The sequence below is a fragment of the Acinetobacter sp. YH16038 genome (assembly GCF_013417275.1).
Lineage (GTDB): Bacteria > Pseudomonadota > Gammaproteobacteria > Pseudomonadales > Moraxellaceae > Acinetobacter.
The window spans coordinates 45,922-72,486 of sequence record NZ_VPEG01000007.1 but is presented as its reverse complement, the minus strand read 5'-3'; the positions used below and the strand labels follow the sequence as shown (position 1 = coordinate 72,486).

28 protein-coding genes and 1 tRNA gene are annotated in these 26,565 nt (G+C 40.1%); 15 read left to right on the top strand and 14 right to left on the bottom strand.

Annotation, left to right across the window (positions count from 1 at the left end; all coding sequences use genetic code 11):
* Positions 1-345 precede the first annotated feature (345 nt).
* Entirely contained in the window at positions 346-2,760 is a 2,415-nt protein-coding gene (locus FTV34_RS04415) for a membrane-bound PQQ-dependent dehydrogenase, glucose/quinate/shikimate family (RefSeq protein ID WP_180068986.1), read from the top strand.
* Positions 2,761-2,827: 67 nt separating this feature from the next.
* On the opposite strand, the gene FTV34_RS04410 is transcribed toward FTV34_RS04415, so the two are convergent.
* The 3 genes from FTV34_RS04410 to FTV34_RS04400 all read right to left on the bottom strand — a co-directional run bounded on the left by FTV34_RS04410 (position 2,828) and on the right by FTV34_RS04400 (position 4,094).
* A complete protein-coding gene (locus tag FTV34_RS04410) occupies positions 2,828-3,010 on the bottom strand; it encodes a hypothetical protein (protein ID WP_005236502.1) in 183 nt (60 codons plus the stop codon).
* Positions 3,011-3,028: 18 nt separating this feature from the next.
* On the bottom strand, positions 3,029-3,220 hold the full coding sequence (locus FTV34_RS04405; protein ID WP_227607384.1) for a hypothetical protein: 192 nt from the start codon (positions 3,218-3,220) through the stop codon (positions 3,029-3,031).
* Between the two features lie 250 nt (positions 3,221-3,470).
* On the bottom strand, positions 3,471-4,094 hold the full coding sequence (locus FTV34_RS04400; RefSeq protein ID WP_180068984.1) for a cation transporter: 624 nt from the start codon (positions 4,092-4,094) through the stop codon (positions 3,471-3,473).
* 85 nt (positions 4,095-4,179) lie between these two features.
* Here FTV34_RS04400 and FTV34_RS04395 point away from each other — a divergent pair, with 85 nt between their 5' ends.
* The 3 genes from FTV34_RS04395 (at position 4,180) to FTV34_RS04385 (ending at position 6,391) form a co-directional block, all read left to right on the top strand.
* Positions 4,180-4,590 carry a Cd(II)/Pb(II)-responsive transcriptional regulator gene (locus FTV34_RS04395; RefSeq protein WP_180068982.1) on the top strand — a complete coding sequence of 137 codons (411 nt, stop codon included), beginning with the start codon at positions 4,180-4,182 and terminating at the stop codon, positions 4,588-4,590.
* A gap of 133 nt (positions 4,591-4,723) precedes the next feature.
* On the top strand, positions 4,724-6,133 hold the full coding sequence (yegQ, locus tag FTV34_RS04390; RefSeq protein WP_180068980.1) for a tRNA 5-hydroxyuridine modification protein YegQ: 1,410 nt from the start codon (positions 4,724-4,726) through the stop codon (positions 6,131-6,133).
* Positions 6,134-6,136: 3 nt separating this feature from the next.
* Positions 6,137-6,391: a YfhL family 4Fe-4S dicluster ferredoxin gene (locus tag FTV34_RS04385; protein ID WP_159123203.1), complete on the top strand. Its 255-nt coding sequence runs from the start codon at positions 6,137-6,139 to the stop codon at positions 6,389-6,391.
* Between the two features lie 248 nt (positions 6,392-6,639).
* Here FTV34_RS04385 and ahpF read toward each other — a convergent pair whose 3' ends face one another.
* From ahpF to FTV34_RS04365, 4 genes are all read right to left on the bottom strand, one after another.
* Positions 6,640-8,205: an alkyl hydroperoxide reductase subunit F gene (gene ahpF / locus FTV34_RS04380; protein ID WP_180068978.1), complete on the bottom strand. Its 1,566-nt coding sequence runs from the start codon at positions 8,203-8,205 to the stop codon at positions 6,640-6,642.
* Between the two features lie 226 nt (positions 8,206-8,431).
* A complete protein-coding gene (locus FTV34_RS04375; RefSeq protein ID WP_166135984.1) occupies positions 8,432-9,349 on the bottom strand; it encodes a hypothetical protein in 918 nt (305 codons plus the stop codon).
* A 37-nt stretch (positions 9,350-9,386) separates the two neighbouring features.
* Positions 9,387-10,520: a toxic anion resistance protein gene (locus FTV34_RS04370; RefSeq protein ID WP_179993421.1), complete on the bottom strand. Its 1,134-nt coding sequence runs from the start codon at positions 10,518-10,520 to the stop codon at positions 9,387-9,389.
* Between the two features lie 16 nt (positions 10,521-10,536).
* Positions 10,537-11,328 (bottom strand): tellurium resistance protein, encoded by a 792-nt coding sequence (locus FTV34_RS04365; RefSeq protein ID WP_180068976.1) that lies wholly within the window; start codon positions 11,326-11,328, stop codon positions 10,537-10,539.
* 400 nt (positions 11,329-11,728) lie between these two features.
* Here FTV34_RS04365 and FTV34_RS04360 point away from each other — a divergent pair, with 400 nt between their 5' ends.
* The gene (locus tag FTV34_RS04360) at positions 11,729-12,217 is read left to right on the top strand and encodes a TIGR00645 family protein (RefSeq protein WP_005236522.1); all 489 of its coding nucleotides are present in this window, start codon (positions 11,729-11,731) and stop codon (positions 12,215-12,217) included.
* Positions 12,218-12,280: 63 nt separating this feature from the next.
* Here the strand turns inward: FTV34_RS04360 and rnk are convergent, their stop codons facing one another.
* From rnk to FTV34_RS04345, 3 genes are all read right to left on the bottom strand, one after another.
* A complete protein-coding gene (gene rnk, locus FTV34_RS04355; RefSeq protein WP_180068974.1) occupies positions 12,281-12,685 on the bottom strand; it encodes a nucleoside diphosphate kinase regulator in 405 nt (134 codons plus the stop codon).
* Positions 12,686-13,078: 393 nt separating this feature from the next.
* A complete protein-coding gene (gene glyA / locus FTV34_RS04350) occupies positions 13,079-14,332 on the bottom strand; it encodes a serine hydroxymethyltransferase (RefSeq protein WP_180068973.1) in 1,254 nt (417 codons plus the stop codon).
* Positions 14,333-14,486: 154 nt separating this feature from the next.
* Positions 14,487-15,716: an alpha/beta fold hydrolase gene (locus tag FTV34_RS04345; protein ID WP_180068971.1), complete on the bottom strand. Its 1,230-nt coding sequence runs from the start codon at positions 15,714-15,716 to the stop codon at positions 14,487-14,489.
* Positions 15,717-16,067: 351 nt separating this feature from the next.
* On the opposite strand from FTV34_RS04345, the gene FTV34_RS04340 reads away from it, so the two are divergent.
* A complete protein-coding gene (locus FTV34_RS04340) occupies positions 16,068-16,766 on the top strand; it encodes a DUF3820 family protein (RefSeq protein WP_180068969.1) in 699 nt (232 codons plus the stop codon).
* 293 nt (positions 16,767-17,059) lie between these two features.
* The gene (locus tag FTV34_RS04335; RefSeq protein WP_180068967.1) at positions 17,060-17,410 is read left to right on the top strand and encodes a hypothetical protein; all 351 of its coding nucleotides are present in this window, start codon (positions 17,060-17,062) and stop codon (positions 17,408-17,410) included.
* Between the two features lie 268 nt (positions 17,411-17,678).
* On the opposite strand, the gene FTV34_RS04330 is transcribed toward FTV34_RS04335, so the two are convergent.
* Together FTV34_RS04330 and FTV34_RS04325 are read right to left on the bottom strand one after the other, a co-directional pair.
* Complete coding sequence (locus FTV34_RS04330; protein WP_180068965.1) at positions 17,679-17,903, bottom strand: hypothetical protein; 225 nt, start codon at positions 17,901-17,903, stop codon at positions 17,679-17,681.
* A 620-nt stretch (positions 17,904-18,523) separates the two neighbouring features.
* Positions 18,524-19,177, bottom strand: coding sequence for a hypothetical protein (locus FTV34_RS04325; protein WP_180068963.1), 654 nt, complete (start codon positions 19,175-19,177; stop codon positions 18,524-18,526).
* 205 nt (positions 19,178-19,382) lie between these two features.
* On the opposite strand from FTV34_RS04325, the gene FTV34_RS04320 reads away from it, so the two are divergent.
* Positions 19,383-19,556: a hypothetical protein gene (locus FTV34_RS04320; protein ID WP_179993406.1), complete on the top strand. Its 174-nt coding sequence runs from the start codon at positions 19,383-19,385 to the stop codon at positions 19,554-19,556.
* 62 nt (positions 19,557-19,618) lie between these two features.
* Here FTV34_RS04320 and FTV34_RS04315 read toward each other — a convergent pair.
* Positions 19,619-19,694: transfer RNA gene (locus FTV34_RS04315), tRNA-Arg, on the bottom strand.
* A gap of 189 nt (positions 19,695-19,883) precedes the next feature.
* On the opposite strand from FTV34_RS04315, the gene FTV34_RS04310 reads away from it, so the two are divergent.
* The 7 genes from FTV34_RS04310 (at position 19,884) to FTV34_RS04280 (ending at position 25,960) form a co-directional block, all read left to right on the top strand.
* On the top strand, positions 19,884-20,819 hold the full coding sequence (locus tag FTV34_RS04310) for an ABC transporter ATP-binding protein (protein ID WP_180068961.1): 936 nt from the start codon (positions 19,884-19,886) through the stop codon (positions 20,817-20,819).
* A complete protein-coding gene (locus FTV34_RS04305) occupies positions 20,816-21,589 on the top strand; it encodes an ABC transporter permease (RefSeq protein WP_159124083.1) in 774 nt (257 codons plus the stop codon). The genes FTV34_RS04310 and FTV34_RS04305 overlap by 4 nt, the downstream gene beginning before the upstream one ends.
* Complete coding sequence (gene queF, locus FTV34_RS04300) at positions 21,589-22,404, top strand: NADPH-dependent 7-cyano-7-deazaguanine reductase QueF (RefSeq protein ID WP_180068959.1); 816 nt, start codon at positions 21,589-21,591, stop codon at positions 22,402-22,404. The genes FTV34_RS04305 and queF overlap by 1 nt, the downstream gene beginning before the upstream one ends.
* A 19-nt stretch (positions 22,405-22,423) precedes the next feature.
* Positions 22,424-23,077 carry a hypothetical protein gene (locus tag FTV34_RS04295; protein WP_180068957.1) on the top strand — a complete coding sequence of 218 codons (654 nt, stop codon included), beginning with the start codon at positions 22,424-22,426 and terminating at the stop codon, positions 23,075-23,077.
* 289 nt (positions 23,078-23,366) lie between these two features.
* Entirely contained in the window at positions 23,367-24,368 is a 1,002-nt protein-coding gene (gene mltB / locus FTV34_RS04290) for a lytic murein transglycosylase B (protein WP_180068955.1), read from the top strand.
* 289 nt (positions 24,369-24,657) lie between these two features.
* A complete protein-coding gene (locus tag FTV34_RS04285) occupies positions 24,658-25,272 on the top strand; it encodes a septal ring lytic transglycosylase RlpA family protein (protein ID WP_004784482.1) in 615 nt (204 codons plus the stop codon).
* A 232-nt stretch (positions 25,273-25,504) separates the two neighbouring features.
* Complete coding sequence (locus tag FTV34_RS04280; RefSeq protein ID WP_159124079.1) at positions 25,505-25,960, top strand: DUF962 domain-containing protein; 456 nt, start codon at positions 25,505-25,507, stop codon at positions 25,958-25,960.
* Positions 25,961-26,005: 45 nt separating this feature from the next.
* On the opposite strand, the gene FTV34_RS04275 is transcribed toward FTV34_RS04280, so the two are convergent.
* Positions 26,006-26,512: a DUF3465 domain-containing protein gene (locus FTV34_RS04275; protein WP_180068953.1), complete on the bottom strand. Its 507-nt coding sequence runs from the start codon at positions 26,510-26,512 to the stop codon at positions 26,006-26,008.
* Between the last annotated feature and the right edge of the window lie 53 nt (positions 26,513-26,565).

The following is a 26,565-nucleotide window of genomic DNA, read 5'->3' as shown; positions in this document are numbered from 1 at the left end:
AAACGCATGCTTAAAGCATGCGTTTTTTATATCCAGTAAGTCTTAATCTGAAAGAATTAACCCAAGCTATTCTTTACTTAAAATTTCTTATAATTAGCGTATTTATAAAAATTTAATTACTTAAAACAGTAAAATAAATGATAAATATCAATACTCACATTATATTTTTTAGTCAAAAAATCTTCTTAAATGTTAGAATATGTAACTGTAATTGATTTCTCCTGAGGATTTATCCTCGCTAAAAACTTAGTTACATAAACTCTGTAAACTTTTAATTCGATCTGTTTTGATCCCATTCTCCTGTTTCACCGTTTATGCAACCAAGCCGTTTTTTATAGGCAAGGTATGAGCACTGAACAACCCTCCTCTATCGAGCGTACAGGGTCTAAAGTCTATCGATATTTTGTTGTCGTACTGACTTTACTTGTTGCGCTGTACTTGATCATTCAAGGCGCTAAATTACTCAGCCTCGGTGGTACAAGCTATTATCTCATTGCAGGGATTGCCTATGTTGCAATCGCCATTTTATATGCGATGAAAAAAGCCTTTGGTTTCTGGCTTTCTATTGTTACTTTTATTGCAACCCTCCTCTGGTCTATTGCTGAAGTTCAAGGTTTGAGCTTCTGGCAATATATCCCACGTCTGGTGGTTCCAACTATTCTGTTTGTCCTCAGCATGTGGGCAAGCAAAAGCCTGCCAGCACTCAATGCTGCAAAAATCAAAGCTGCCAATCTTGTTGGCTTTGCCGGTTTCTTTGCCTGTGTCGCAGCCCTGATTGCTGCGTTCTTCCCACACGGCAAAATCCTCAATCCTGTTGATATCGTACAAGACCCTGCACTGGCTAAACCGAATGCAGAAAACCCGGACAACTGGGAATATTTCGGTCGTAATGGTAACGGTACCCGCTTTGCACCGTACACTGACATTACCCCTGAAAATGTCAAAGATCTAAAAGTGGCTTGGACTTATCACACTGGTCGTGATACTTCTGCCGGTGTCGATGAAAATACACCAATTCAAATTGGTAGTACTTTATATTCATGTACACCGACTAACATCATTTCAGCAATTGATGGTGACAGTGGTAAAGCACTTTGGAAATATGATCCACATGCAAAAACTGCAGAGCATATCACTTGCCGTGGTGTTGGTTACTATGATGCAACTACAGACAAATCTTTAACTGCAGCAGACTTACAAGCACCGGGTATTAAAGCTTGTCCACAACGTATCCTGACTTCTACTGTTGATGGCCGTTTAATTGCTTTGAACGCCAAAACAGGTGCTTTATGTCCTGAGTTTGGTGTGAATGGTCAAGTCGATGTCTTGCATGACATGGGCTCAACTGAACAAAGTAAACGTTATCACCCAACCTCGACCCCACTGATTGCGGGTCATGTCGCTGTATTAGGCGGTTGGGTACGTGATATTGTGCATGGTGAACCTTCTGGTGTTGTCCGTGCTTATGACGTTCGTACTGGTCAATTGGCTTGGGCTTGGGATGTCGGTAATCCTGAACTGGTTGGTGAACCTAAAGATGGCAAAGGCTTTACTTTAGAAACACCAAACATGTGGACCATCCCGACTTATGACAAAGACCTGAATCTGGTTTACTTGCCTACAGGTAATGGTCCTCCTGACTACTGGGGCGGCGACCGTGACGCAGCCAAAGAAAAATTTGGCTCTGCCATTGTTGCGGTAAATGCTTTGACTGGTAAAACTGTTTGGTCTTATCAAACTGTTCACCATGATGTCTGGGATTATGACTTGCCGTCACAACCTGTGCTTTACGACATGACTGATGATCATGGCAAAAAAGTGCCTGCGTTGATTCAAACTACCAAAATGGGTCAAATCTTCGTTCTTGACCGCCGTACTGGTAAACCAGTCACTAAAGTTGAAGAACGTCCAGTCGACACCAATGGTGCTGAAGGTGAAAAACTTTCTCCTACCCAACCATTCTCTGTTGGCATGCCACAAATTGGTAATGCGACATTGACTGAACAGGATATGTGGGGCATCTCAACCTTTGACCAACTGGCTTGTCGTATAGACTTTAAAGACTCTGTCTACAACGGTTTATATACTGCACCTGGTGAAAAACCATATATCGAATGGCCTAGCCTGCTCGGTGGCTTCAACTGGGGCGGTATCTCCATTGATGAATCTACTGGCATGATGTACGTCAACGATATGCGTATGCCACTTCGTATGTCATTGGTTCGTAAAGAAGATATGAGTAAATATCATATCTCAACTGACGAAGTACCAGGATTCATGGGTACAGTACGTCCACAACTGGCTGGTCCTTATGCGGGTGTGAAAATTGACATCATGCAGTCTAAACTGGGTGTTCCTTGTAACAAACCACCGTTTGGTACCATGACTGCCATCGACTTAAAATCTAAAAAAGTCGTTTGGGAAGTACCAATGGGTACAGCCAAAGAATTAGGTCCATTAGGTGTGAAAACCCATATGCCAATTCCTTTAGGTATGCCTACACTGGGTGGTCCTACTTCAACCGCTTCTGGTCTGGTGTTCTTCGCAGGTACTCAGGATTATTACCTACGTGCGCTGGATTCAAAAACTGGTAAAGAAGTGTGGAAAGCTAAGCTTCCTGTTGCTGCTGTTGCTGCACCGCTGATTTATAAATCTCCAAAAACTGGCAAACAATATGTTGTGATTTCTGCAGGTGGTGCAAGCCATTCTAAAGATGTTGGCGACTATATTATTGCCTTTGCTTTACCTGATCAAAAATAATTTTTTGATGAATAAGGAAAAAACCGAAGCTTAGGCTTCGGTTTTTTATTGCAATCGTCATTAAAAATTAACGATCGCGACCTTCCTGATTTGCAGAACCTGAACAGCCTGCACCACCACCGATAATAAAACCGCTTTCTGCTTTGCATGAACCGATCATACGGCCATGTGAGTCAAATGTAGTCACTGTTGATGCACAACCAGTTAGTACGATAGTCGCTGCTAATGCAATAAGTGCTGATAATTTCATGATATTCCCCTCTATGATTTATGGTGCTAAATGAATCTGATTTTGACTTGGTGGTACTGGCAATAAACCTGTTTTAGCATCCACCGTATTGTAGTTCACACCAATTGCATTGCCTGATCCATTACAATGAGCACTAGCAGTTGAAAGCAGACCACGTGTAGCTTTACATGATCCAATCACCTGACCAGATGCGTCATAAGTGACGACCATAGAACTACACCCAGTCATCAGTATAATAGTTGAAAGTGAAAGTAGTTTTATGAAGCTCATTGCTCCCCCTCAAAAACACTAAAAAATTTAAATTGTTTAGTTATATGAATCTTTTCTAAATTTCTCGCATGATTCTTCCTAAATTTATCGCATTTGTAAAGCTTTATTTTTCATCTATTTTTTAGACTTATGGCTAATGGAAAAGCTGCCTGATCAGCAGCTTTTTCATAATTAAATTTAATATTAAGGATCAGGCTGACTCATGCTTCAATACTCGTTCAGCTAGAGCCTGTTTCACCACATGATATCCAGCGCTTAAGCCTAGACTTGCCATAATGAATGCAACAATAACATCTGGCCATAGACTGCCAGTGCCAAAGACTCCCACTGCTGCAAAAATGACGGCCACATTGCCGATTGCATCATTACGGCTGCACAACCAGACTGATTTCATATTGGCATCGCCATCCCGGAAAGCATATAAAATTATGGCTGTGACAACGTTTGCGATTAAGGCCAATACCCCGATGATCCCCATCGTAATGGCTTCAGGTGGAATACCTTGCATAAAGGCATAAATTACTTTGCCAATGACGACCAGACCAAATACTGCCATGGTCAATCCTTTAATCAGAGCAACTGTTGCACGCCAATACAGACTTGCACCAATCACCGCCAGAGAAATACCATAATTCACAGCATCTCCAAAGAAATCTAGCGCATCTGCCCATAACGCTGATGAATGTGCATAAGCACCGCCGATCAGCTCCACACCAAATAAGGTCAGGTTAATCAATAATGCAATCCATAAAGCTGTTTTAAATTTGCTATTAGATTTGGGCGGCGCGGGTTCATGACTACAACTACAGGCCATATTATTCTCCGATGATTTTTTATCCTGAATGCGATAAAGTCATTAGAAACTATAGAGTCACTCCAAGGTCAAGCCTGAGGTATTTATGTCACATTATTTGATTTCTGATATAGCCAAGAAAGCTGATTTAAGTACTGATACCATTCGATTTTATGAGAAAAGAGGTTTGATTCAGCCGAATTTTCGAGCAAGTAACCAGTATCGTTATTATGGCGACGAGGCCTTAAAACGCTTGATTTTTATCAAACGCTGTCGTGCTTTAGGTATGTCTTTAAAAGAAATTGAATACCTGATTCAGCTGGAACAGAATCCTGAACAGGATTGCTGTGAAGTTAACCAGATGATTGATCAGCACCTTATAGATATTTCAAATAAAATTAAAGAATTACAATTATTTAAACAGCAGTTAATGGCACTTCGCGAAAGCTGTAATACCCCAACCACGATTAATCATTGCCAGATTTTAAAAACACTGGAATCTATTGAAAATAGCTGAAATATTTATGGATATTTTAAATCGTTTACTGTTTATCTTTTAACTTGAAATTGAGTTAAATTATGCCAATTCCGAGTTATTTACTAGGTTGAATCCTGATTTCAGATGACTAGAATAAAGACGTACTTTTTATATGTCTTTCGATTTCATCATGAGCATTTCTCACGTTACCGAACTTCTCTCACCTGCTGGCTCCCTAAAAAACATGCGTTATGCCTTTGCTTATGGTGCAGATGCAGTCTATGCCGGCCAGCCACGTTATAGCTTGCGTGTTCGTAATAATGAATTTGACCATGACAATCTGGCGATTGGCATCAAAGAAGCGCATAAGCTTGGCAAAAAATTCTATGTCGTGGTGAATATTCAGCCACATAACTCCAAACTGAAAAATTTTATTCGTCACCTTGAACCAGTCGTGGCAATGCAGCCAGATGCGCTGATCATGTCCGATCCTGGTCTGATCATGCTGGTGCGTGAGCATTTCCCGCACATGGACATTCACCTGTCTGTACAGGCCAATGCTGTGAACTGGGCAACTGTAAAGTTCTGGAAGAATATGGGACTTACTCGCGTAATTTTGTCACGTGAACTGTCCATCGAAGAAATTGAAGAAATCAAACAGCAAGTTCCAGATATCGAAATCGAAGTGTTCGTACATGGTGCGTTGTGCATGGCCTACTCTGGCCGCTGCATGCTGTCTGGCTATATGAACAAACGCGATGCCAACCAGGGCGCCTGCACCAATGCCTGCCGCTGGGAATACCAAGTACTGGATGCCAAGGAAGATGAAACGGGCGATGTGATCCCGGTTAAAAATATTGATTCTGGCTGTTGTTCAAAAGATGCTGATGAGTCACATATGCAAGTACAACATCAGTTTGATGAACCCGTGTTATTGCAACGTAATGACGAAGATATGTTTGCTGCTGAAGAAGATGAGCACGGCACTTATTTTATGAATTCCAAAGACCTGCGTGCTGTACAGCATGTGGAACGCCTGACCAAGATTGGCGTACACTCCCTGAAAATTGAAGGTCGGACCAAATCTTATTTCTATTGTGCGCGTACTGCGCAGATTTACCGTAAAGCCATTGATGATGCGCTTGCTGGTAAGCCATTCGACCCTTCATTGATGACTCAATTAGAAGGTCTGGCGAATCGTGGTTATACCGAAGGCTTCCTACGCCGTCATGTACATAGTGAATATCAAAACTATGAAAATGGTTCATCGAGTTTCGATCATCAGCAGTTCTGTGGGGAAGTATTAGAGCGTAATGGTGACTATATCAAGATTGATGTGAAAAACCGTTTTGTCGTTGGTGACTCACTAGAGCTGATGACCACTAAAGGCAACATCACTTTTACCTTAACTGAGATCAAAGACCGTCAAGGCAATCTGATTGAAGATGCTAAAGGTTCAGGTCATATCGTTGAAATTCCAATACCAGCAGATGTCGATATGCAGTATGCCCTGCTGATCCGTAATCTGCCATCATCATCTGTAGACATTTCAGCCTCTTCATTGGCTTATCAGGCGAGTTAAAAAATGGCGCTCTTGATTACCGATAAATGTATCAACTGTGATATGTGCTTACCGGAATGCCCAAATGAAGCAATTTATGAGGGCGAGAAGTTTTATGAAATTGATGTCAATCGTTGTACCGAGTGTGTGGGTTTCTATGATCATCAAACCTGTATTGCCGTCTGTCCGATTGAATGCATTGTGCCGCATCCCGAGCATCGGGAAACGCAAGAACAGTTAATGGAGAAATTTAAAGGTTTGAATCTGTTCAAAGCTTGAATGATGCATGAAGTCTGATGACTTCATCTAAGAACAACCTTGGGGAAAGATAAAAATAAGGGTTGAAAACAAAAACTGTCCAGAGGAAAGGAACAGCTAAAAGCGATTGGGGACGCTTTTGGCTGATCTAACAATAACTAAAAAAAGGAACCCGGGTGTTAGCATCCTGAGTTCCTATAAAGCGAAAATAATAATAGGTGTTTGAGATGAAGCACCTGGAATGTGGGGATTCCAGGTGCTCTTTTTTTTTACTGACCAGAGCGAATGATGTAATCAAAGGCAGATAATGATGCTTTGGCACCTTCACCAGTCGCGATGATGATCTGTTTGTAAGGAACAGTGGTACAGTCACCTGCAGCAAACACACCTTTGACATTGGTTTCATTGCGCTCGTTAATCACAATCTCACCACGGTTAGTTAGCTCAACATCGGTTCCTTTCAGGAAGTCAGTGTTCGGCAACAAACCGATCTGAACGAAGATACCTGCCAATTCAACAGTGTGCTCTTCATCAGTTGCACGGTCTTTGTATTTCAACGCTGTGACTTGTGAACCATCACCGATCACTTCGGTAGAAAGTGCATTTTTGATCACAGTCGTATTTGGCAAGCTGTTCAGTTTGTCCTGCAATACCTGATCCGCACGAAGTTTAGTATCGAACTCAACCAGCGTTACATGCTCAACAATACCTGCAAGGTCAATCGCAGCTTCTACACCGGAGTTACCACCACCAATTACCGCTACACGTTTACCTTTGAACAAAGGACCATCACAGTGTGGGCAGTAAGCCACGCCACGAGTTTTGTATTCCTGTTCACCTGGAACATTCATCTCTCTCCAGCGTGCACCGGTAGATAAAATCACAGTTTTAGATTCAAGTTTCGCACCATTTTCTAAAGTCACTTCTACCAGACCATTGGCTGTGCGATCTGCACCTTTAATGTCAGAGACACGTTGCAGGTTCATGATGTCAACACCGTATTCACGCACGTGTGCTTCCATTTCAGCCGCAAATTTTGGACCTTGGGTTTTTTGCACTGACGTATAGTTTTCAATGTCCATGGTATCCATGACCTGACCGCCCATGCGTTCAGCCACGATCCCAGTTTTGATGCCTTTACGTGCTGCATAGATCGCTGCAGTATTCCCTGCAGGTCCGCCACCAATTACCAAGACATCAAATGCATCTTTGGCATTGAGTTTTTCAGCATCTTTGGCTGCAGCATTGGTATCCAGTTTGGCAATGATTTCTTCCAGTGTCATACGACCCTGACCGATATGTTCATTGTCCTGAAACACCATTGGTACGGCCATGATTTTGCGTTCTTCCACTTCGTCCTGGAAGAAAGCCCCATCAATCATGGTGGCTGTTGTACCCGGGTTATAGATGGCAATCAGGTTCAATGCCTGAACGACATCCGGACAGTTATGACAGCTGAGTGATACGAATACATCAAAGTCAGATTTGATCCCCAAACCTTTAATTGATTCCAGAACTTCGGCAGAGACTTTTGGTGCATAGCCTGAAGTTTGCAGCAATGCCAGAATCAGGGAAGTAAACTCATGGCCCATCGGCAAGCCTGCAAAGAACACACGAGGCTGTTCACCGGCTTTTGCCACACCAAAGCTTGGTGCACGTTTGTTGGTACCGTCAAAACGGGCAGTCACTAGATCAGAAAGCTGGGCGATTTCCTCAACCAGTTCTTTGATTTTGGCTGATTTGTCAGAGCCATCCAGAGTTGCCACTAATTCAATCGGGCCCTCCAAACGTTCAAGTAGTGTTTTTAATTGAGCTGAAGTATTTTGATCTAACATTGCTAACGTCTCCAAGGGAGTAAATATTTATTCGATGAAGCTATATTAAGTGAATAACAAAAATAGGTAAAACAGTTTGTTTTTATCTTAATGATCGTTTTTATAGATCAAAAACCATCTCCTCATTTAATTTTTTATTATCGCTAGAATTTATGCCTTTTATCCCAAAGAAACCGAATATAGATTGGAAAATAAAAATGCTCCTTTTAAAGGAGCATTTTTAAGTTTAGAAGATTCGCTGTTCAATACGTAGCGAACGCCCCTTAATTGAATTAGCTAGTACAAATATGATTAAGCTAAGCAAGGCAAATAAGATGGCAATGCCAATAATGATGACATTGGTAATCTTGCTGACTTGTTCGGCTTGCTGGGCTTGACGATCTACACTTTGTGCCACAGGCGTTAGACTTTTGCCATAGACCTGTTGCTGCATGGTCCAGATCTGTTCCGGTTTAAATCCGTATTGTTCAAATTTGTTATCCTGCCGCTCTGCTTCAACTACTTGTGCGACATAAGGTCTGGCTGCGGATAGATCCACAGGCTTATGCAAGAGTGCAGTTTGGGCAAGTAAATAAGATTTCACCGGTGAAGCAATATCGGAATCAACCAGATAACGAGCCACTTCACTATCATTGATATTACTATCGTAATAGACCACTTGCTGATAAGCGTCTTCACGGTCATTTCTCAGGTCATATTGCCAATAAGTCAGTCCTGACCAGATCACGATAAAGGAAATCAGCCAGCCTACAAACTTCAATATGAAAGACTGAAAGCGCACATAGAAGAAGCGAAACTTCTTCAGCAATCCAACCAGAAAAAATGCACCAATAAAAGAGGCAAAGATTTTCAGAATCAGCCAGCCAAACCAGCTTAATAGAGCAAAGAAATAATCCGGACTATCCCCAATACTGGCCAGATTAGCATCGACACTGACTGGTAAATGCAGCTGTTGAAGCTGAGTACTCAGGCCAAAAAAGCCATAAACCATTTCCTGCTGAAAGAATAGACCTATCACGGATGCAATACAGACCGTAGAGGTGGTCAGTCCCAAAAGCATCAAATTACGTTGACGCTTTTTGAGTGCGACGACCCCTTGCTTGATTTCCTGAGGATTTACAGCATATTCATCTAAGGGCGGCAATCTCTACTCCTTTTTTTAGATCTTGGCCCTACTGCATTTAGTTGGGTTTAGATCCACTGGTACTTGATTCAATCACCAAATGATTCAGATTATCTTGTAAGGCTCTTAAACGTACCGTTGCTTCAGTACGTTTCTGTACACCTTCTTTCTGGATCTGAATCACATCATTAACAGTTTTAATGAGGGTATTTTGCACATGTTCAAGCGTTTCAATATCAATAACAGAACGCTGGTTGGCTTTTGCCGTATCGACCGAGTTTTGATGCAATAAATCTGCATTACGGCGTAAAAGCTCATTGGTCGCATCATCAATGGTATTGGCCAGCTGTACGCTGTTCTTCTGTTCATTCAGTGAAATGGCCAGACTGATCTGGTTTTTCCATGCTGGCAATGTGATATTTTTAATGGCATAGAATTTATCCACCAGCATCAGGTTATTGGACTGAATAATCCGGATCATAGGCAAAGTCTGCATCGCAGATTGCTGCAATACCTGTAAATCACTGATGCGTTTTTCCAGATTATTGGCTAGATGATTTAGGTCATAGATTTTTTGCGTGGTGCTCTGATCTTGTGGCAAAGCTGTAAGCGCAGCAATTTCCTGCTGCAATTCCTGTTCACGTAAACGTCCAGCTGCAATATGAATACCCAGCTGCTTGTATTCTTCCTGCACCCCATCGAACATTTTATCCAGGGTATCAACGCGGGCTTTTAATCCAGATTGTGAAGTTTCAATTTCCTTGACCAGTACATCAATCTGTTCTTTAGTGGTATTGAAATGCGAGTCAAAATTATCTTTCACGCCCTTAAATTTGCTGATGATATTGCCCAGAAATCCTGAACTTTTTTTCTTGTTCAAGATACTGCTGGTATTCAGTTGCTGTGCCACCTGCACCACCTGATTCAGCTTTTGACCGGTTGCATCCAGATCTTTATTTTGTACCAGATTCAGCAATTCATCGGTATAGCTTGAAGTTTTGGTGGCTATATTTTTGCCATATTCGGCCACACTATTATGACTCATATTCTGCAGTTCTTTACGTGCTGCCAAGACCCCCTGAAAATCGGCAGGCTGCAAGCCCAGCTCTTTGAGATCCATTTGCTGAAACTTCTGTTCAGTCAGTTCAGTTGAGCTTTCGACAGGTAAATTTACTACATCAGATTTGGTCATGTTTCACCTTATATTGTTATGTATTCGAGGGTTTCTCGAGTGACTTTTTTAACGTTTTAATCAGATTGTCCCGGCTATTATCAAGTTTTTCCAGATCACTTGTCGAGTGTTTCGTCTGGCTTTGTTTGACATGATATTGCCAGGCCGGAATCAGCACCTGTTGTGCTTCTTTAAACCGATCCAGTAGGCTATAAGACAGTTGCTGGGACAATTGCATCTGGGTAATGGCAATGTCATTACTGCTTTGCAAGGTTCTTAAGGTATGCACCTTTTTTGACAGCCGCTCAGAAAAATTATCCAGTGGATGCTGATTCCTTACAAACTGCGGATATTCAGATAAAAATTCTTCTGCTGCCACAATATGCTTGGCCATTTGCTCACGTAAACCGATCAGCTGTTGGAATCGCGATTGGGATTTCTGGATTTCAATTTGCAACTTACGGCTAAGGTGATCTGCCTGATCCAGTAAATAGTCCAGTTTTTTATAGTATTCAACCTGACTTGAGCCATAGTCCAGATCAATACCCAGCCATTTCTGCAAGGCATTAAATTTACGTTTTTTCAGATATTTTTTTGATTGAGCCAACATCTGAATCAGCTGTTCAATCGTCTGGCTCAGTTGTTGGGTCAGATGCGGATCTACCCCATTTAATAGTACGGACTGCGCCTGAATAAGTGGGTCAGCATAATGATTCAGCTTGTATTGATCGTGGAGTAAAGGCACAAGTTCGTTGCGCTTGATACTTAGAATCTCGCTCTGCTCTACTGCAATGTCTTGGATTGGAATCAAAACATCTATCTGTGACATGGCCCTTTAAACTCAGTAAATTCGATTTTTATAGTACGTCTTTTCATTCAACATAACATGTAGCATTTTGCAAAGGAATGCTTCAGGCCATAGAATTTTATTTATATAAGTTGAAGATATTGTTGGAATTAAGTTTGGCATACAGTCATTTCTTGTACAAATTATTTTGACTATAACCTGCTGTTTTTCTCTAGAACCTTTTCCATCGGTCTCAAATAGGCTAATAACCAACTAAATAAGAATAAGCATAATAAATGCCAAGTTATTTTATGGTCTTAATTAAGATTTTTTAAAATTAAGAATATTTATAAGGCATTATAAAACATAAATAATTCTCGAATTTTAAGCATGAATTATTTATGATCAAGATCAACAATAAAGTAGGTAACCTGAGAATAAAATGGAACGTTTTTTTCATAATACGATGTATGCCGCACGCTGGATCTTGGCACCTGTCTATTTTGGTTTATCATTCGCTTTATTATTACTGGCCTTAAAATTCTTTCAGGAAGTCATTCATGTCCTGCCGCATATCTTTGAATATACTGAAGCTGACCTGATCTTGGTAATTCTCTCCCTGGTTGATATGACCATGGTTGGTGGACTTATTGTGATGGTGATGTTTTCAGGTTATGAAAATTTTGTTTCGCAACTCAAAATTGATGAAAATAAAACCCGCCTGAACTGGCTCGGCACTATGGATGCCAATTCGCTTAAACTCAAAGTTGCTGCTTCTATCGTAGCTATTTCTTCGATTCATTTACTGCGTATTTTTATGGATGCCCGCAACGTCGAGAATGACAAAATCATGTGGTACATCATTATGCATCTGACTTTTGTGATTTCTGCATTTATTATGGGTTATCTGGATAAACTCACCAAGCATTAAAACACAGACATTAAAAAGCCCCGATTATAGGGGCCTTTTTATATTGGCGAATTAACTAAAAAATTATAGATAGTCACCTTCTCGTTCCGGCTGATACAGCACTTTTTCAATCGTGACTTTCATCAACTGACCATCAGGTTGTGGCCATTCAATGGTCTGTCCTTCTGCCAAGCCCAAGATTGCAGTTCCAATCGGTGCTACGACATTCACTTGCCCTTTTTCACCTTTAAACTCATGCGGGTAGACTAAGGTGATTTCTACAGGCTCCATTGATGGTGCAATCGTCAGCAATACACGCGCATGCATGGTCACCACATTGCTTGGCATGTCCTCTGGCTTGACCACTTCAGCACGAGCCAGTTCATCTTCCAGTTGAAGCATGGTCTCACTGAGCTTGTCCTGATTTTCAAGCATGGTTTCGAGACGCTCCACATCCTGTTCAGATAAAATAATTTTTGGTTTAGCCATTCTTACTACCTTGTTTAATGAATGATTGAATAGTCTTTAAAAAGCGAATGAATCTAGGTTCTAAGTGGTTAATCAGATTAAATTAAGTTCAAATATAAAAAATCTATTTTTAGCTGCTAAAAAAATTGTGTCTTAACTCAACTTATAAAACTGTTTTTCAAAGAATGTAACCAGTTTTAGAAAAACTCAATACTCTTTTCGAAATCAGATTTATAGGATCTGTATTTCTCAACTTGGTTTTATAAAAGGATGAGTATTTTCTATATAGGATTGATTAAGCTTTGATCTTATCTTCCCTTTTAACTCATCGTAAAAGCTAGCAGCAGAAGATGAGTCAGAAAAAATATCACCCAATAAAAAAGCCCCCTTGAGGGGGCTTTTCTCAAGTTAGGCTTATTTTGCGTAAACAGGGAATTTAGCACAAACAGCAGCAACTTTTTCTTTAACAGCAGCGATCACAGCTTCATCGCCTTTAGCATCAAGGATATCAGCGATCCAACCAGCAAGTTCACGAACTTCTGATTGACCGAAACCACGAGTCGTTACAGCAGGTGTACCGATACGGATACCTGAAGTCACGAATGGAGAACGTGGATCATTTGGTACAGAGTTTTTGTTCACAGTGATGTGTGCAGCACCCAACCAAGCGTCAGCATCTTTACCAGTGATGTCTTGTTTGATCAGAGACAACAAGAACAGGTGGTTTTTAGTGCCGCCAGATACAACATCGTAACCGCGTTCGATTAGAACTTCAGCCATTGCTTGAGCATTCTTAACCACTTGTTGTTGGTATGCTTTGTATTCAGGTGCCATTGCTTCTTTGAAGCAGATTGCTTTAGCAGCAACCGCGTGAACCAGAGGACCACCTTGGTTACCTGGGAATACAGCTGATTGAAGTTTTTTCTCGATTTCTTCGTTTGCTTTTGCAAGGATCAGACCTGAACGAGGACCACGAAGAGTTTTGTGAGTAGTTGTTGTTGTTACGTCAGCAATTTGAACTGGGCTTGGGTAAACGCCAGCAGCAACCAGACCAGCAACGTGAGCCATATCTACAAACAGGTAAGCGCCAACTTTATCCGCGATGTCACGGAAACGTTGCCAATCTACGATTTGGCTGTATGCAGAGAAACCAGCTACGATCATACGTGGTTTGTGTTCTACAGCTAGACGTTCAACTTCTTCATAATCGATCTCACCAGTTTCTGGATTCAGACCATATTGAATTGCATTATAAGTTTTACCTGAGAAGCTTACTTTCGCACCGTGAGTCAAGTGACCACCGTGAGCCAAGCTCATACCCAATACTGTGTCGCCTGGGTTAAGCAGCGCTAGGTAAACTGCAGAGTTTGCTTGAGAACCAGCATGTGGCTGAACGTTAGCATAATCAGCACCAAATAATTCTTTAGCACGGTCAATTGCCAATTGTTCAATGACATCTACATATTCACAACCGCCATAGTAGCGTTTGCCTGGGTAGCCTTCTGCATATTTGTTAGTGAGTTTTGATCCTTGAGCTTCCATTACTGCTGGTGAGCAATAGTTTTCAGAAGCGATCAACTCGATGTGCGCTTCTTGGCGAGCATCTTCGTTAGAGATTGCTTGAGCGATTTCTGGATCAAATTCAGCAATAGAGATATTGGCAAACATTAGCGAGGTCCTATTAAATTAGGGCTTTTAAGCCGTGCTAAGATTGGCGCGTATTGTAACATGAACTTTGCCAATTTCGATCATGAACTTTATTCAGTTTGCAATAAAAATAGCTCATGCTTAAAAAAACATGAGCTATAGAGATAAAAATAAGTTATTGAATTGGCATTAGAGATTTTACATCTGAAATAATATTAGCGATATTCAGTGCATAGACGCTACCATGATCCCATGAACCGTCCGTAATATATCGTACCGAGGTTTGTTTCTGATTCGCCAAGCTAACCAAAACATCTGTTGCAGCCTTTGGAACAGTACTATCCGCCTCTCCCTGATAAATAATCACAGGTGTAGACACTTTAACCTGTAAAGGCTGAGAGTCTTTATCCAGGAAATTCTTCACTACCGGAATACTCATAAAATTAGCTTGAGTACGCGGGTATCCTTCCAGATTTCCATTGGTTTGAGCATAAGCCCCCATTGCCGTACCGAATTTGTTGCCTAATACATCATAACAATCTGTTTCAGCATTCTTGGCAATCTCGTCTGTTGGTGCTTTAAACACCTGACTATATTGCAGATTTGGATTCGGATTACGCAATCCCGCGACGATCAGCGCGGTAAAAGTATCTAAAGATGCTAGAGTTTGAATCTTTTTATTCAGATCTGGTTCTTGTCCAGCTTGAGCCTCTCCACCTGCCAAAATTAGACTGAAATTAGAAGCAGGAGCTAAAGCTACCGTACCTTTATAAGTCATTTGAGAAGCACGTGCTGCATATTGGGCAGCGCCTAAAGCCGCTTGACCACCTTGAGAATGTCCGACAGCCATCCATTGATTAGAGGCATCCGAACCTAAATAGTCTTTTGCTGCGACTACAGCATCGGTAATCGAATAAGCTTCACTCTTAAGGTTAAGGAAAGGATGAAGTTCTTTTCCACCCGGCTCACCCAAACCTTCATAATCAGGTGCAACGACCACATATCCAGCTTGAAGAAATCCGGCAATCATATTTTTGATATAAGGATTTATTTCATTGCGACTTGGTGCACACTGATCGGCCACACCCGTTGTACCATGTGCCCATGCCACTATCGGCCAACCTTTTGCAGGAGGCGTTCCTTTTGGAGTGAAAAGCAGTGCCGTCGCTTGGGTTTCCTTATTATTAATACCCAACATCTTATAGGTCATGACCACACTTTCATCAGCAACAGCAGTCAGATCTGTTTTGGTATAGGCTACAGGTGTGGTTACGACTGGATTGTCGATATTATTTACGGGAATAGCGGGTTTGGATTCATAATAACGATCATCATCGCTATCATTACAGGCAGTTAAAGCTACGCTCAGCGCGAGTAGAGAACCAGTCAATATATGACGTTTCATCGATCTTATCCTTGTCTTAATTATTATCTCTCATGATTTTTATAGTTTTATCTTTATCCGTTGATAAAACTAGACCATAATTTCCCAAGTTATTCCATTAAATACAAGAGATTATTTTGTTATTTTTCTAATAAATAGCGATTTAATTTATGATCATTCCGATACAATAAATTTAAGTTTTGGAAATATTTACATAAACTTTAAAAACTTTTATTTATGAGTCTAAATTACAAATGTTCTGTATCAGACAAAAAGTCTGCAATTAAAGATGAAATCCGGCATTTCAATTGTCAGGATCGAAACAATAATGTTAGATTTTGATATCCACTTTTTTTCAGGCATATTTTCGTCATGCAGGCTATCATTCTCGATACTGAAACCCATACCTTGAATGGTCAACCCATTGAAATTGCCTATGCGCCTGTAGAGATCATAGATCATAAAATCAGTCTGGATAAAAGTCGCTTGTTTGATCAACTTTATTCATGCGACGAACCGATTTCCTTTGCAGCAATGGCTGTACACCATATTCTGCAATCTGATTTGGAAGGACAACCTCACTACAGCAGTTTTGAACTCCCGCAAGAAACTATTTATATCATTGGCCATAATATTGATTATGATATTCGTGCCTTAGAAAAATGTGGTGTAGATTCATCGAATATTAAAGCAATTTGTACCCTTGCCCTTGCCCGCCGAGTTTGGCCAGAGGCAGAAGCGCATAATATCTCTGCATTAATCTATATGATTACCAAAGGCAGTGAACGCGCCCGAGAAATGATCCGTAAAGCTCATCGCGCCGATATGGATATCATTTTGACAGCAAACATTCTGATGCATATTGTGCATCACCTGAAAATCAGCAGTATTGAAGAACTCTATGAGGCATCTGAAGATGCGCGTATTCCACGAACCATCAATTTTGGTAAGCACCGTGGTACTGCGATTGCCGATCTTCCTGCTGACTATATTCAGTGGTTACTTCGTCAGGATGACTTAGATCCTTATCTACGCAAAGCATTAGAAAATACCGCGATCCTTACGCTATAAATGAAATCTTTTCTTCCCTCTCTAAATATGGAGAGGGATTTTTAACTAATAATATTTTTTTATTCAGCAAGAGAAATAAAGTATTTTATAGATGACTACCTTAGTCTTTAAAGCTCTTAACTAATCGCTATTCAGAATAAAAATAGATGCAAATCAATATTAATTTATTGATTTTTAATAATTCGATATTTAATCCTTTCTCACGCCTAACTATTCTTATACTTTAGCGTGATAGAACACACCTCTAAACAAGTGCATATAGGAAATAATATAAATTAATACTCTTTCTTCCCATGCAACATTATCTTGAATTCGATGCCTTCGATAATCCCATGCAGCTCAGTAAAGTGGGTAATTGGGTAATCACTTTTTTGAGTCCAGCTGAAGAATTGGACACTATACAACTTGCGATTACTTATGTACTGCCCCGTCAGATCAGTGACGCATTACAGCCACGACGGGTATTAATTCAAAAGAGTTCAATCGAACATCATTGGCTAATTCAAACAATTGAATGTTTTGACAGCGCGACCAATCAGGAAGTACATATTAGGCCTGCAGATGAACTCGGACAGCAAACACTTCATCAAATTCTGGACGAGTTTGACCGTTATGATGTAAATGTCACATTAAAAAATTTCTGAAATAATACTTTTATCAGAGCGTATTTTTGAAGAAGTTCATTTAGATCATACATATATGTAGATAGCTTGATATTATTTAACATAAAAAATTAAGAAACTGAGAAATGATAGAAGTTTATCCAATCTCTTTGAATTAAATTTATCAGTTTTTATTCTGCATCAAACTATTTAATAAAGAAGCTGAACTAAGATATCAAAATCAAGCTCATCATTGGATGAGCTATATCATTTTTAAGGGTCGCAAAGCAGCTTAATGAATTCCGGATCCTTATTTAGGGTCCAAAACACGATAGATACAGTCGGTCTGCTCACTGGCAAATAACAGTTCAATCGTTGGCCGGATAATCTCATCATCCACTACAATATATTCGACTTGCTGTTCCAAACGCTGGGACGGATCACTATGCTGAGCACCAGCACGTAGTAATGCTTTTACATTCAGGACTTTGCCATACTGGTTTTTGACTTGCACTTCAATTAAATCTTTTGTCATCGTCATACCTCCCTTTATTGGCATTATTAAATTTGCTTGTCTGAATTCTTATAACATAGTTATTTGAAAGGCTTTCAAACGAATATGTAAGATTTTTTAGCGAGCACCTTTTATTGACTATATATTGTCGCTAATGAAGAATGGGCTATACAAATAAATGAGTCAAAATTATTAACAACTCTCGCTTAAAATTTTGCATTAAAAAGCCCGCATCGCTGCGGGCTCTGTGTTGGATGGCTAGTGCTAGATTTATTGCCTGAACCTAAGTTCGAGCTCAACTAACTGTCATTGATCCGTCCAACTTATTGGTAGCGTCGTTTCGTTTTATGACCTACCATGAGTTCAATATAGCAGGATTTTTTTCACCTACAATACGCTTTTACACTTCTAAAAGAAGACTTATACAATATTTAAATTGTGCTTTTTCAAAAGCAGATTAGAATATTTTGGCTGGATCCAGGAAGCGCTATAAATAACTCTATTCTTTTCTATTCCCACATTCTATCTATATAAATTTTAATAAAAATATTTTTTATTTACGTGAAAAATGAATAATTTTATCTAAATACAATTTCAAGTCTTAAGTAAAAGAGTTCGCTATGAAGGCGATTGATTAGCCACTAAAAGTAATAGCGAAAACCAAATTGATAAGTAACCCCATTCAAGTCCAGATCATCACTCTTGCCAGAGACACATGCGCCATTCATGCAAATCTTGGTATCACGGTTAAACATCCATTGATAACCAAAAGATCCAAATAAATCTGCTTCAGGAGCAACTTTATAACCGACTTCCAATGCAACGGGAATTGTAAAATAATCCAATTCAAGATCGATTCGACCAAGATCTGCATCCGTTTCACTTTCATCTACCCAGCTCATTCCCAGACCTATAGAAACTGCTGAATAAAGCTGATCATTTTCCAGAAATTTATTTTTTATCCCAACTGCAACTTGATTGTAATCAATATCTGAACTTTGAAATTTGTATTCGGCCCATAAGCTGGTAGTCGAATGGGATTGATATTCACCATTAATAAACAGCCCATCGAATGATTCGGTACCCAAAAAACTGTCCGACCCTATTTTTGAACCGGCATAGCCAAAAGCCAAAGAGTACTGACTTATTAGGTTTTCTTGAGCATGATAAGATGTAGTTGTAATTACTGCTTTATCTATTGGAACAGGATTACCATATTGAATAGCTAATGGTGTATTCGCTCCAGCAACTGAAGAAGCCCCAATCATTACCCCAATGAATAATAATTTTTTCATATCTATATCTCATTTTTATTGTGAACATAAGATACTAATTTTTTAAGAGAAAAACTACTCAGCACATCTATTTATAGGAACAACAATTTATGAGATTAAACAAACTATAAATACAACAATGTAATTTACCTACTTTTATAGAATAAGAGGTCCAAGAGCATCTTCTACAGACATTATTACTTATATTTCCAAGAGGTAATTCCCAATGGCTAAACCAGATGAAGAACTGAATGAAGAGTTTCCAGAAGAAGAATTAGATCCACAAGAGAAACAGGATCGAGAGATTCAACGCGGTCAGTTAGGGGTGAATCAAGACCCTCAGGTTAAAAGAGATCAAATACGTCAAAAACATCAGGATGAAGAGGAAGAGAATCCATAATTTATTTTATAGATCTGAAATTGATTTTTTAATCTAATGAGGAAAGTGAACTTATAAAATGATGGTGCGGCCAGCGGGACTCGAACCCACGCCACAGGCTTCGGAGACCTGTACTCTATCCAGTTGAGCTATGGCCGCAGCTTTTTGGAATGCGCACATCATAACAAAAATTCGCATAAGGTAAAGCAACTATCTATAACTTCGTTATTTTTATGCCTATCCTTTATACAGTGTGCCAAAACAGCAACAGAGAATTCCATGTGAATGACTTGGTTTATTCTGCAAGATCACTCACAATATCTCAACTTTTCACCATTTGAGATCTCTATGACTGATGCGCTGACATTAAGGGATTTGTCGAAGACCTATGGAAATGGTTTTCAGGCACTTAAAGGAATTAACTTAACTGTACCTGAAGGTGAATTCTATGCCCTGTTAGGACCTAATGGCGCGGGCAAGTCCACTACTATTGGTATTATCAGTTCATTAACAAGAAAAACTTCTGGAACCGTTGAAATTTTTAGTCACAATCTGGATACCCACCCTTCTGAAGCCAAACAATGTTTAGGCGTGGTACCCCAAGAATTTAACTTCGCCCAGTTTGAAAAAACCTTTGATATTCTGGTCACTCAAGCCGGTTATTACGGTATTCCTAAAAAAATTGCCCAAGCGCGTGCTGAAGAATATTTAAATAAACTGGGTCTTTGGGAAAAACGCTCTACTCAAGCTCGTATGCTTTCAGGGGGTATGAAACGTCGCCTGATGATCGCTCGTGCGATGATGCATGAACCAAAATTATTGATTCTGGATGAACCGACCGCCGGTGTAGATATCGAATTGCGTCGTTCCATGTGGGATTTTCTTAATGAAATGAACGGTAATGGTACTTCTATTATTTTAACGACTCATTATCTGGAAGAAGCAGAGATGTTGTGTCGTCGGATTGCGATTATCGACCGTGGTGTGATCAAAGAAGATACCACCATGAAGAACTTCCTGAATCAGCTTAATGAAGAATCCTTTATCTTCGATCTGGCTGCGCCTATTGAGCCATTAAATATTGAAATTATTGGTGTGAAATTTAATTTAGTTGATTCAATGACCCTAGAAGTGACACTGGATAAAGCCCATTCCATGAATGATTTGTTCCAGTTACTGGAATCACAGAACATTCAGGTACGCAGCATGCGTAACAAGTCAAATCGCTTAGAAGAACTGTTTGTGAAAATGGTCGAGAAAAATCTGGATGGAGCTGCACAATGAATATAAATCAGCTCGGCGTCGCCTTATATACCATCGTTCATAAAGAAGTTCGCCGCTTTATGCGGATCTGGCCACAAACTCTGTTGCCACCTGCCATTACCATGAGTCTATATTTCGTGATCTTCGGTAATCTGGTCGGTTCACGTATTGGGGAAATGGGCGGCTATAGTTATATGGAGTTTATTGTCCCTGGTCTGATTATGATGGCGGTGATTACTAATAGTTATGCCAACGTTTCTTCCAGCTTCTTTAGCTCAAAATTTCAGAAAAGCATTGAAGAGCTAATTATGAGCCCTGTACCTTTACATGCCATTTTATGGGGCTATGTATTGGGTGGTGTAATTCGTGGTCTGTTTGTTGCCATTATTGTCAGTGCCATGAGCCTGTTTTTTGCAGACCTTTATATTACTAACTGGTTTGTGACTATATATACAGTACTCATTACCTCGCTATTATTCTCTCTAGGCGGTTTTATTAATGCTGTCTATGCCAAATCTTTTGATGATATCTCGATCATCCCGACTTTTGTACTTACACCACTGACCTATTTAGGCGGTGTATTTTATGCGATTTCAGCCTTAAGTCCGTTCTGGCAAAATCTCTCTTTAGTTAACCCGATCGTGTATATGGTCAATGCGTTCCGTTTCGGCATTTTAGGTCATAGTGATGTCAATGTTTCCGTTTCATTGGTCGTGATTACTTTCTGGTGTGCCGTGCTTTACGGTATTGCTTACTATTTATTGTCTCGTGGTTCAGGAATGCGTGAATAATGAGTGTAGAACATTCTCTCCTTGGTAAAGACACCAACTACCCAACAGAGTATCAACCCGATATTTTGTTCCCAATTTCTCGTGCGCCTGCCCGTGAAAAATATGCCCATGTTGAAGCTATTCAGCAAGGCAAAGACTGGTGGCATGTTTTTGAAATTTCATGGTTAAATTCTGTTGGCGTACCTCAAGTAGCTAGTGGTCGGATTACCCTGCCAGCATCTTCCCCAAACCTCATTGAATCAAAGTCTTTAAAGCTATATTTCAATAGTCTGAACTTTGCCAAGTTTGATTCGAAAGAGGCCTTTATTGCAACTGTAGAAAAAGACCTCTCAAAAGCTGCCGGTGCTGAAATCACACTGGATCTTTTCCATGTTGATGAACTTGAAATTTCCAAGCCTGAAGGTATCTGTATTGATGACCTGACTCCGGAACGCCTGGAAAATCATCCAGATGCTTCTTTATTGTCTTTAGATCAGTACAGCGATGAAAATATCGAAGTACAACTCTATTCACATTTATTAAGAAGTAACTGCCCAGTCACTGGACAACCGGACTGGGGTACAGTATTTATACGCTATCAGGGCAAAAAACCTTGTTATAAGAGTATTTTGGCTTATATTATTTCGTATCGTCAGCACAACGGTTTTCACGAACAATGTGTGGAACAGATGTTTGCCGATATCTGGCAAAATCTGAAACCGGAAAAGCTGATGGTATATGCGACCTATACACGCCGTGGTGGATTGGATATCAACCCTTGTCGTGTATCGGATTCCACATGGATGCCTCGCCCTATTCGTTTAGCGCGACAATAAAAAACATTGAGGTTTAAGAATGCCTTTTTTTGGTTTTATTCCTTCTGCAGAACTATTAAATACAATTCAGACTGCACAGAAAAATAAAAGCTCGAGTGAACCGCTTTATCCACTGCGGGATAAAACTGCATTAATGATTAATGATGAAATTATTGATGCAATTCTCACGGAACTGGTACGCCGTTTTCCTGCAAGCGAAAAACGCGATACGGCAGAAAAACTGGCAGGCTATATCAAGTCTACTGTGGCAGTGTTACTGAAACAGTTACTGAGTAAAGCACCAAATGAAGTCGTCAAGGAGTCGATTGCTTTTTCTGAACGCAGCCTGTTTAAAGATCCGGAAGGAAATTTCCGTATTGGTGAACCTCTGGATGCCAATCTGGTCACCAATCTAAAACACCATTATGCAGAATTAAAAACTGGCCAAAGTGTCGATAAGCAGAGTCTCAGCAATCTGTACAAACAGTTTGGTGAAGCGACTGTACGTCATTTCATGGTCGACTTTAATAAAACCTTAGATTTAGGCATGATTAAACGCAAGGCTGCTGATATTGGTGCTTCAGCGGTAATCAAAGCGATTAATATTGCAGCAGATAAAATCATCCTGAATTTAAATAAGGATGAACTTCAGGCAATGGCAGAATATCACGACACCCTATTCTTTACTGAATAAAGCCGCATATTTATTCAAATAATGCAGATTAAGCCTGACTTCGGTCAGGCTTTTTTGTGGCTTAAGAAATAGCTTGTTACAGTTATTGTGAACTAAAATACAAAATGCTGAAAAAACAACCAACCCTTTCCTGTTTTTAAGGGAGTTTATATGACTCCTATTCATCAGAATGTTATCTTTAATATTGCCTCTAATGCCAGAAAATTGAGAAAAGTGAATTGATCTTTTTCATGGCACGATTCAAATGACATAGCCACAAACCTATCAAAAAATTGGAAATCATACCAAGATGTTGAAATCGAATTTTTATAAAAAATTGAAGCAGCTTTCGATCCTTGTCAGTGCATTCGGACTCAGTAGTTTAAGCCTGGCCAACGATTTTCAATATCATCCCTCTTATGCCAGTTTCAAGCAAAACACTATGCAGACCTATGGTCTAAGTGCCCAGCAAGTAGACAGTGCAATGACGGGAGCAAAAAATCTTCCAAATATTATCAATATCATGAATCGTCCAGGTGAAAGTAAGCCTTGGTATGCCTATAAGACCAATTTTCTGTCTGAAGGTACGATTCAACATGGTGTACGTTTCAAGCAGCAATATGCTGCAACACTAAATCGCGCTGAGCAGCAGTTTGGTGTACCACAATCGATCATTTTGGGTATTTTGGGGGTAGAGACCGGTTTTGGCAGCAACAAGGGTTCATTTGTGACCCGTGATGCACTGGCAACTCTTGGCTTTGGTTATGAACGTCGTGCGCAATACTTCCAGGATGAACTGGCGGCATTGATCGCATGGTCATATAAAGATGGTGTGTCAGCATCCTCGATCGTGGGTTCTTATGCAGGTGCTGTGGGCTATCCGCAGTTTATGCCAAGTAATATTCCAAAGTATGGGGTCGACTATGATGGCAATGGCCATATCGATCTGCGCAATTCTGCGGTAGATGCGATTGGTTCAATTGCAAACTATCTGGCTCAAAATGGCTGGCAACGTGATCAGCCAATTGCCTTCCCTGCCCGTTATAGCGGTTCGAATCCTGATTCTGTCATCGCCAAAGATCTGACTCAGCCAACACCTTATGGAGTAATCAAAACCCAAGGAATCAGTCCGATGAATCCGATTGTTCGTATTGATGATCTTGATATGGTCAATGTCATTCAATTACAAGAAAATTACGGACCGATTTACTATATTACTTATCCGAATTTTCAAGTGATTACCACGTACAATCGTAGTCGTATGTATGCCACTGCATTGTGGCTTTTAGGTACAGAAATTACGAGCCGATAACAGTAAAAATTCCTGTAAATGATTAAAGTCAAGATTTTTATTAAACAAAATGCCTAAATTTTAGGCATTTTTTACTCCTTGTTACAATATTGATTATTTTTTAATCACTCATTGTTTATTTTGCGTACTTTTTTTAACTATTTTAATTAAATACTAGACAGCCAGTTGCCAGCATGAATATTATCCAATTCGTTAAATGTAGTTGCATAAGTTAAATATCAGGCATGTTTATAGGGTTATCAGCTACTTAGGCCCAATCTAATGAAACATGCTGTTAGGAGTTGATTCAATGCATTCTTCTTTTCTGAAGTATTTTATGGCCATTGCCGCGACCGTTACCCTAACGCAATCGCAAGCAGATATGGTCCAGTCATCATCATTCAATAATGATCATGACAATTCGCGTCTTGCAGCGCGTGTATTAAACAAAGAAGCTCAAAGCTTCAATTCAAACTTCACAAATTTGAACAGCCTTTCAATCACTGAGCGTTCTGGCGATAAAGTTCGTCGTCAAACTATTGCAGCAAAAATTGCAATTCCTGCAGAAGAGCCTTCAGTGATTGAGAAACTGAACAATGTTGCTTCAAACACAGTTCGTAAATTCAGTCAGACAGGTACAGCATCTTGGTATGGTCGTCAGTTCCATGGCCGTAAAACTGCCAGTGGTGAAACATTCGATATGAATGCAATGACTGCTGCACACCGTAGCCTGCCATTAAACTGCTTTATCCGCGTGACCAACAAAAACAATGGTAAGAGTGTGGTTGTGAAGGTGAATGACCGTGGTCCATTCCATGGCAATCGTGTTCTAGATTTATCTTACGGTGCTGCTAAACAGCTTGGTATTACCAATGCTGGTACTGCACATGTCAATATTGAGCGTGTAGATGGGCCAAACTCATAAGATTTGACCGCTCTACATTTAACTCAAAAGCCACAGTCATGTGGCTTTTTTATTTGGTGATGTAGAGCAAGCATTCGAATTGCTTTTATCCTTAATACTGTCGATGTTATTCCATTCAGGTATGAGCCTTCATGAGCTTTTACTCACCCGCTATCGATTTCATTTTGACCATACCTCCAAACTGTTTTATATTTTGAAAACTGACAGTACGTTCATGGATGGGAGCGATAGAATGAAAACAATATCCGAATGGTTAGATGAATATAGTGAAAGTCATCAAAACAAAACCAACAAACTGATCCATTGGGTCTGCGTGCCTACCATCTATTTTTCCATTATTGGCATCATGGCGCACTTTAGCGCTTTACTAACTGCCCTGCTCCTGGTTCTGGCTTTTGTGTTTTATGCACGTTTAGATATCGTACTGGCTGTGGCAATGGCAGCGCTAACCCTGATGATGGCTTGGTTCATCTGGATCTTGCCTGTAGGGATCGGCTTCTTTATTGCCTTGTTTGTTTTTGCCTGGATTGGGCAATTTTATGGACACAAAGTCGAAGGTAAAAAGCCTTCTTTCTTCAAAGACCTTCAATTCCTTCTCATTGGCCCGTTATGGTGCATGGATGCCTATTTAGGCAAAGTCCTACCTAAATGGAAATCTCGTCAATCTGAGGCAATACAGTGCGCTTAAAGCGTATGTAATATCATTACATTTATAAAACCAAGGAAAATTCCCTTATTGATAGGTTTTTCCTTGGTGTTTTAACCAACCGCTGATGTGCTTATTGGATGGATCATGATGGGTCCAATGAATCACCCCGCCTTTTTCGCTATATTCATACTCACCAAAAAACACAACCTGATCCCCTTTTTGAATATTCTGGATGCGTGGTGCCAGATCAATATTGTGCGCAACCAATACAGTTTGACCAGTGGATAACTCCAGAATAAATTTCTGATGACGGGAACCTTCATTATCATCTTTTAATAACGCTACCACCTTACCGCTCGCCTGAACCTGAAGATCACTTTGTCTTTGCTGGTAAGCTTGCTCTATACGCTGGGTATCATCAGAAACCTTATGCGTACTTTTTTGAACATTAGGCTGCTCTTGAATCGCAACTTCTGCTGAAGGTACAAAAGTATTGGTCTGTTGTTTAGATTCTGATAAATCCAGACCTAAATAAGCAGCCACCAAAAGTGCAATGACAGCCCCGATCCCCATATTGGTTTTATTTGCCATAATTTCTCCTTGATCATTCTTTATTTAGTCATAAAAAAAGCCCCATTCGGGGC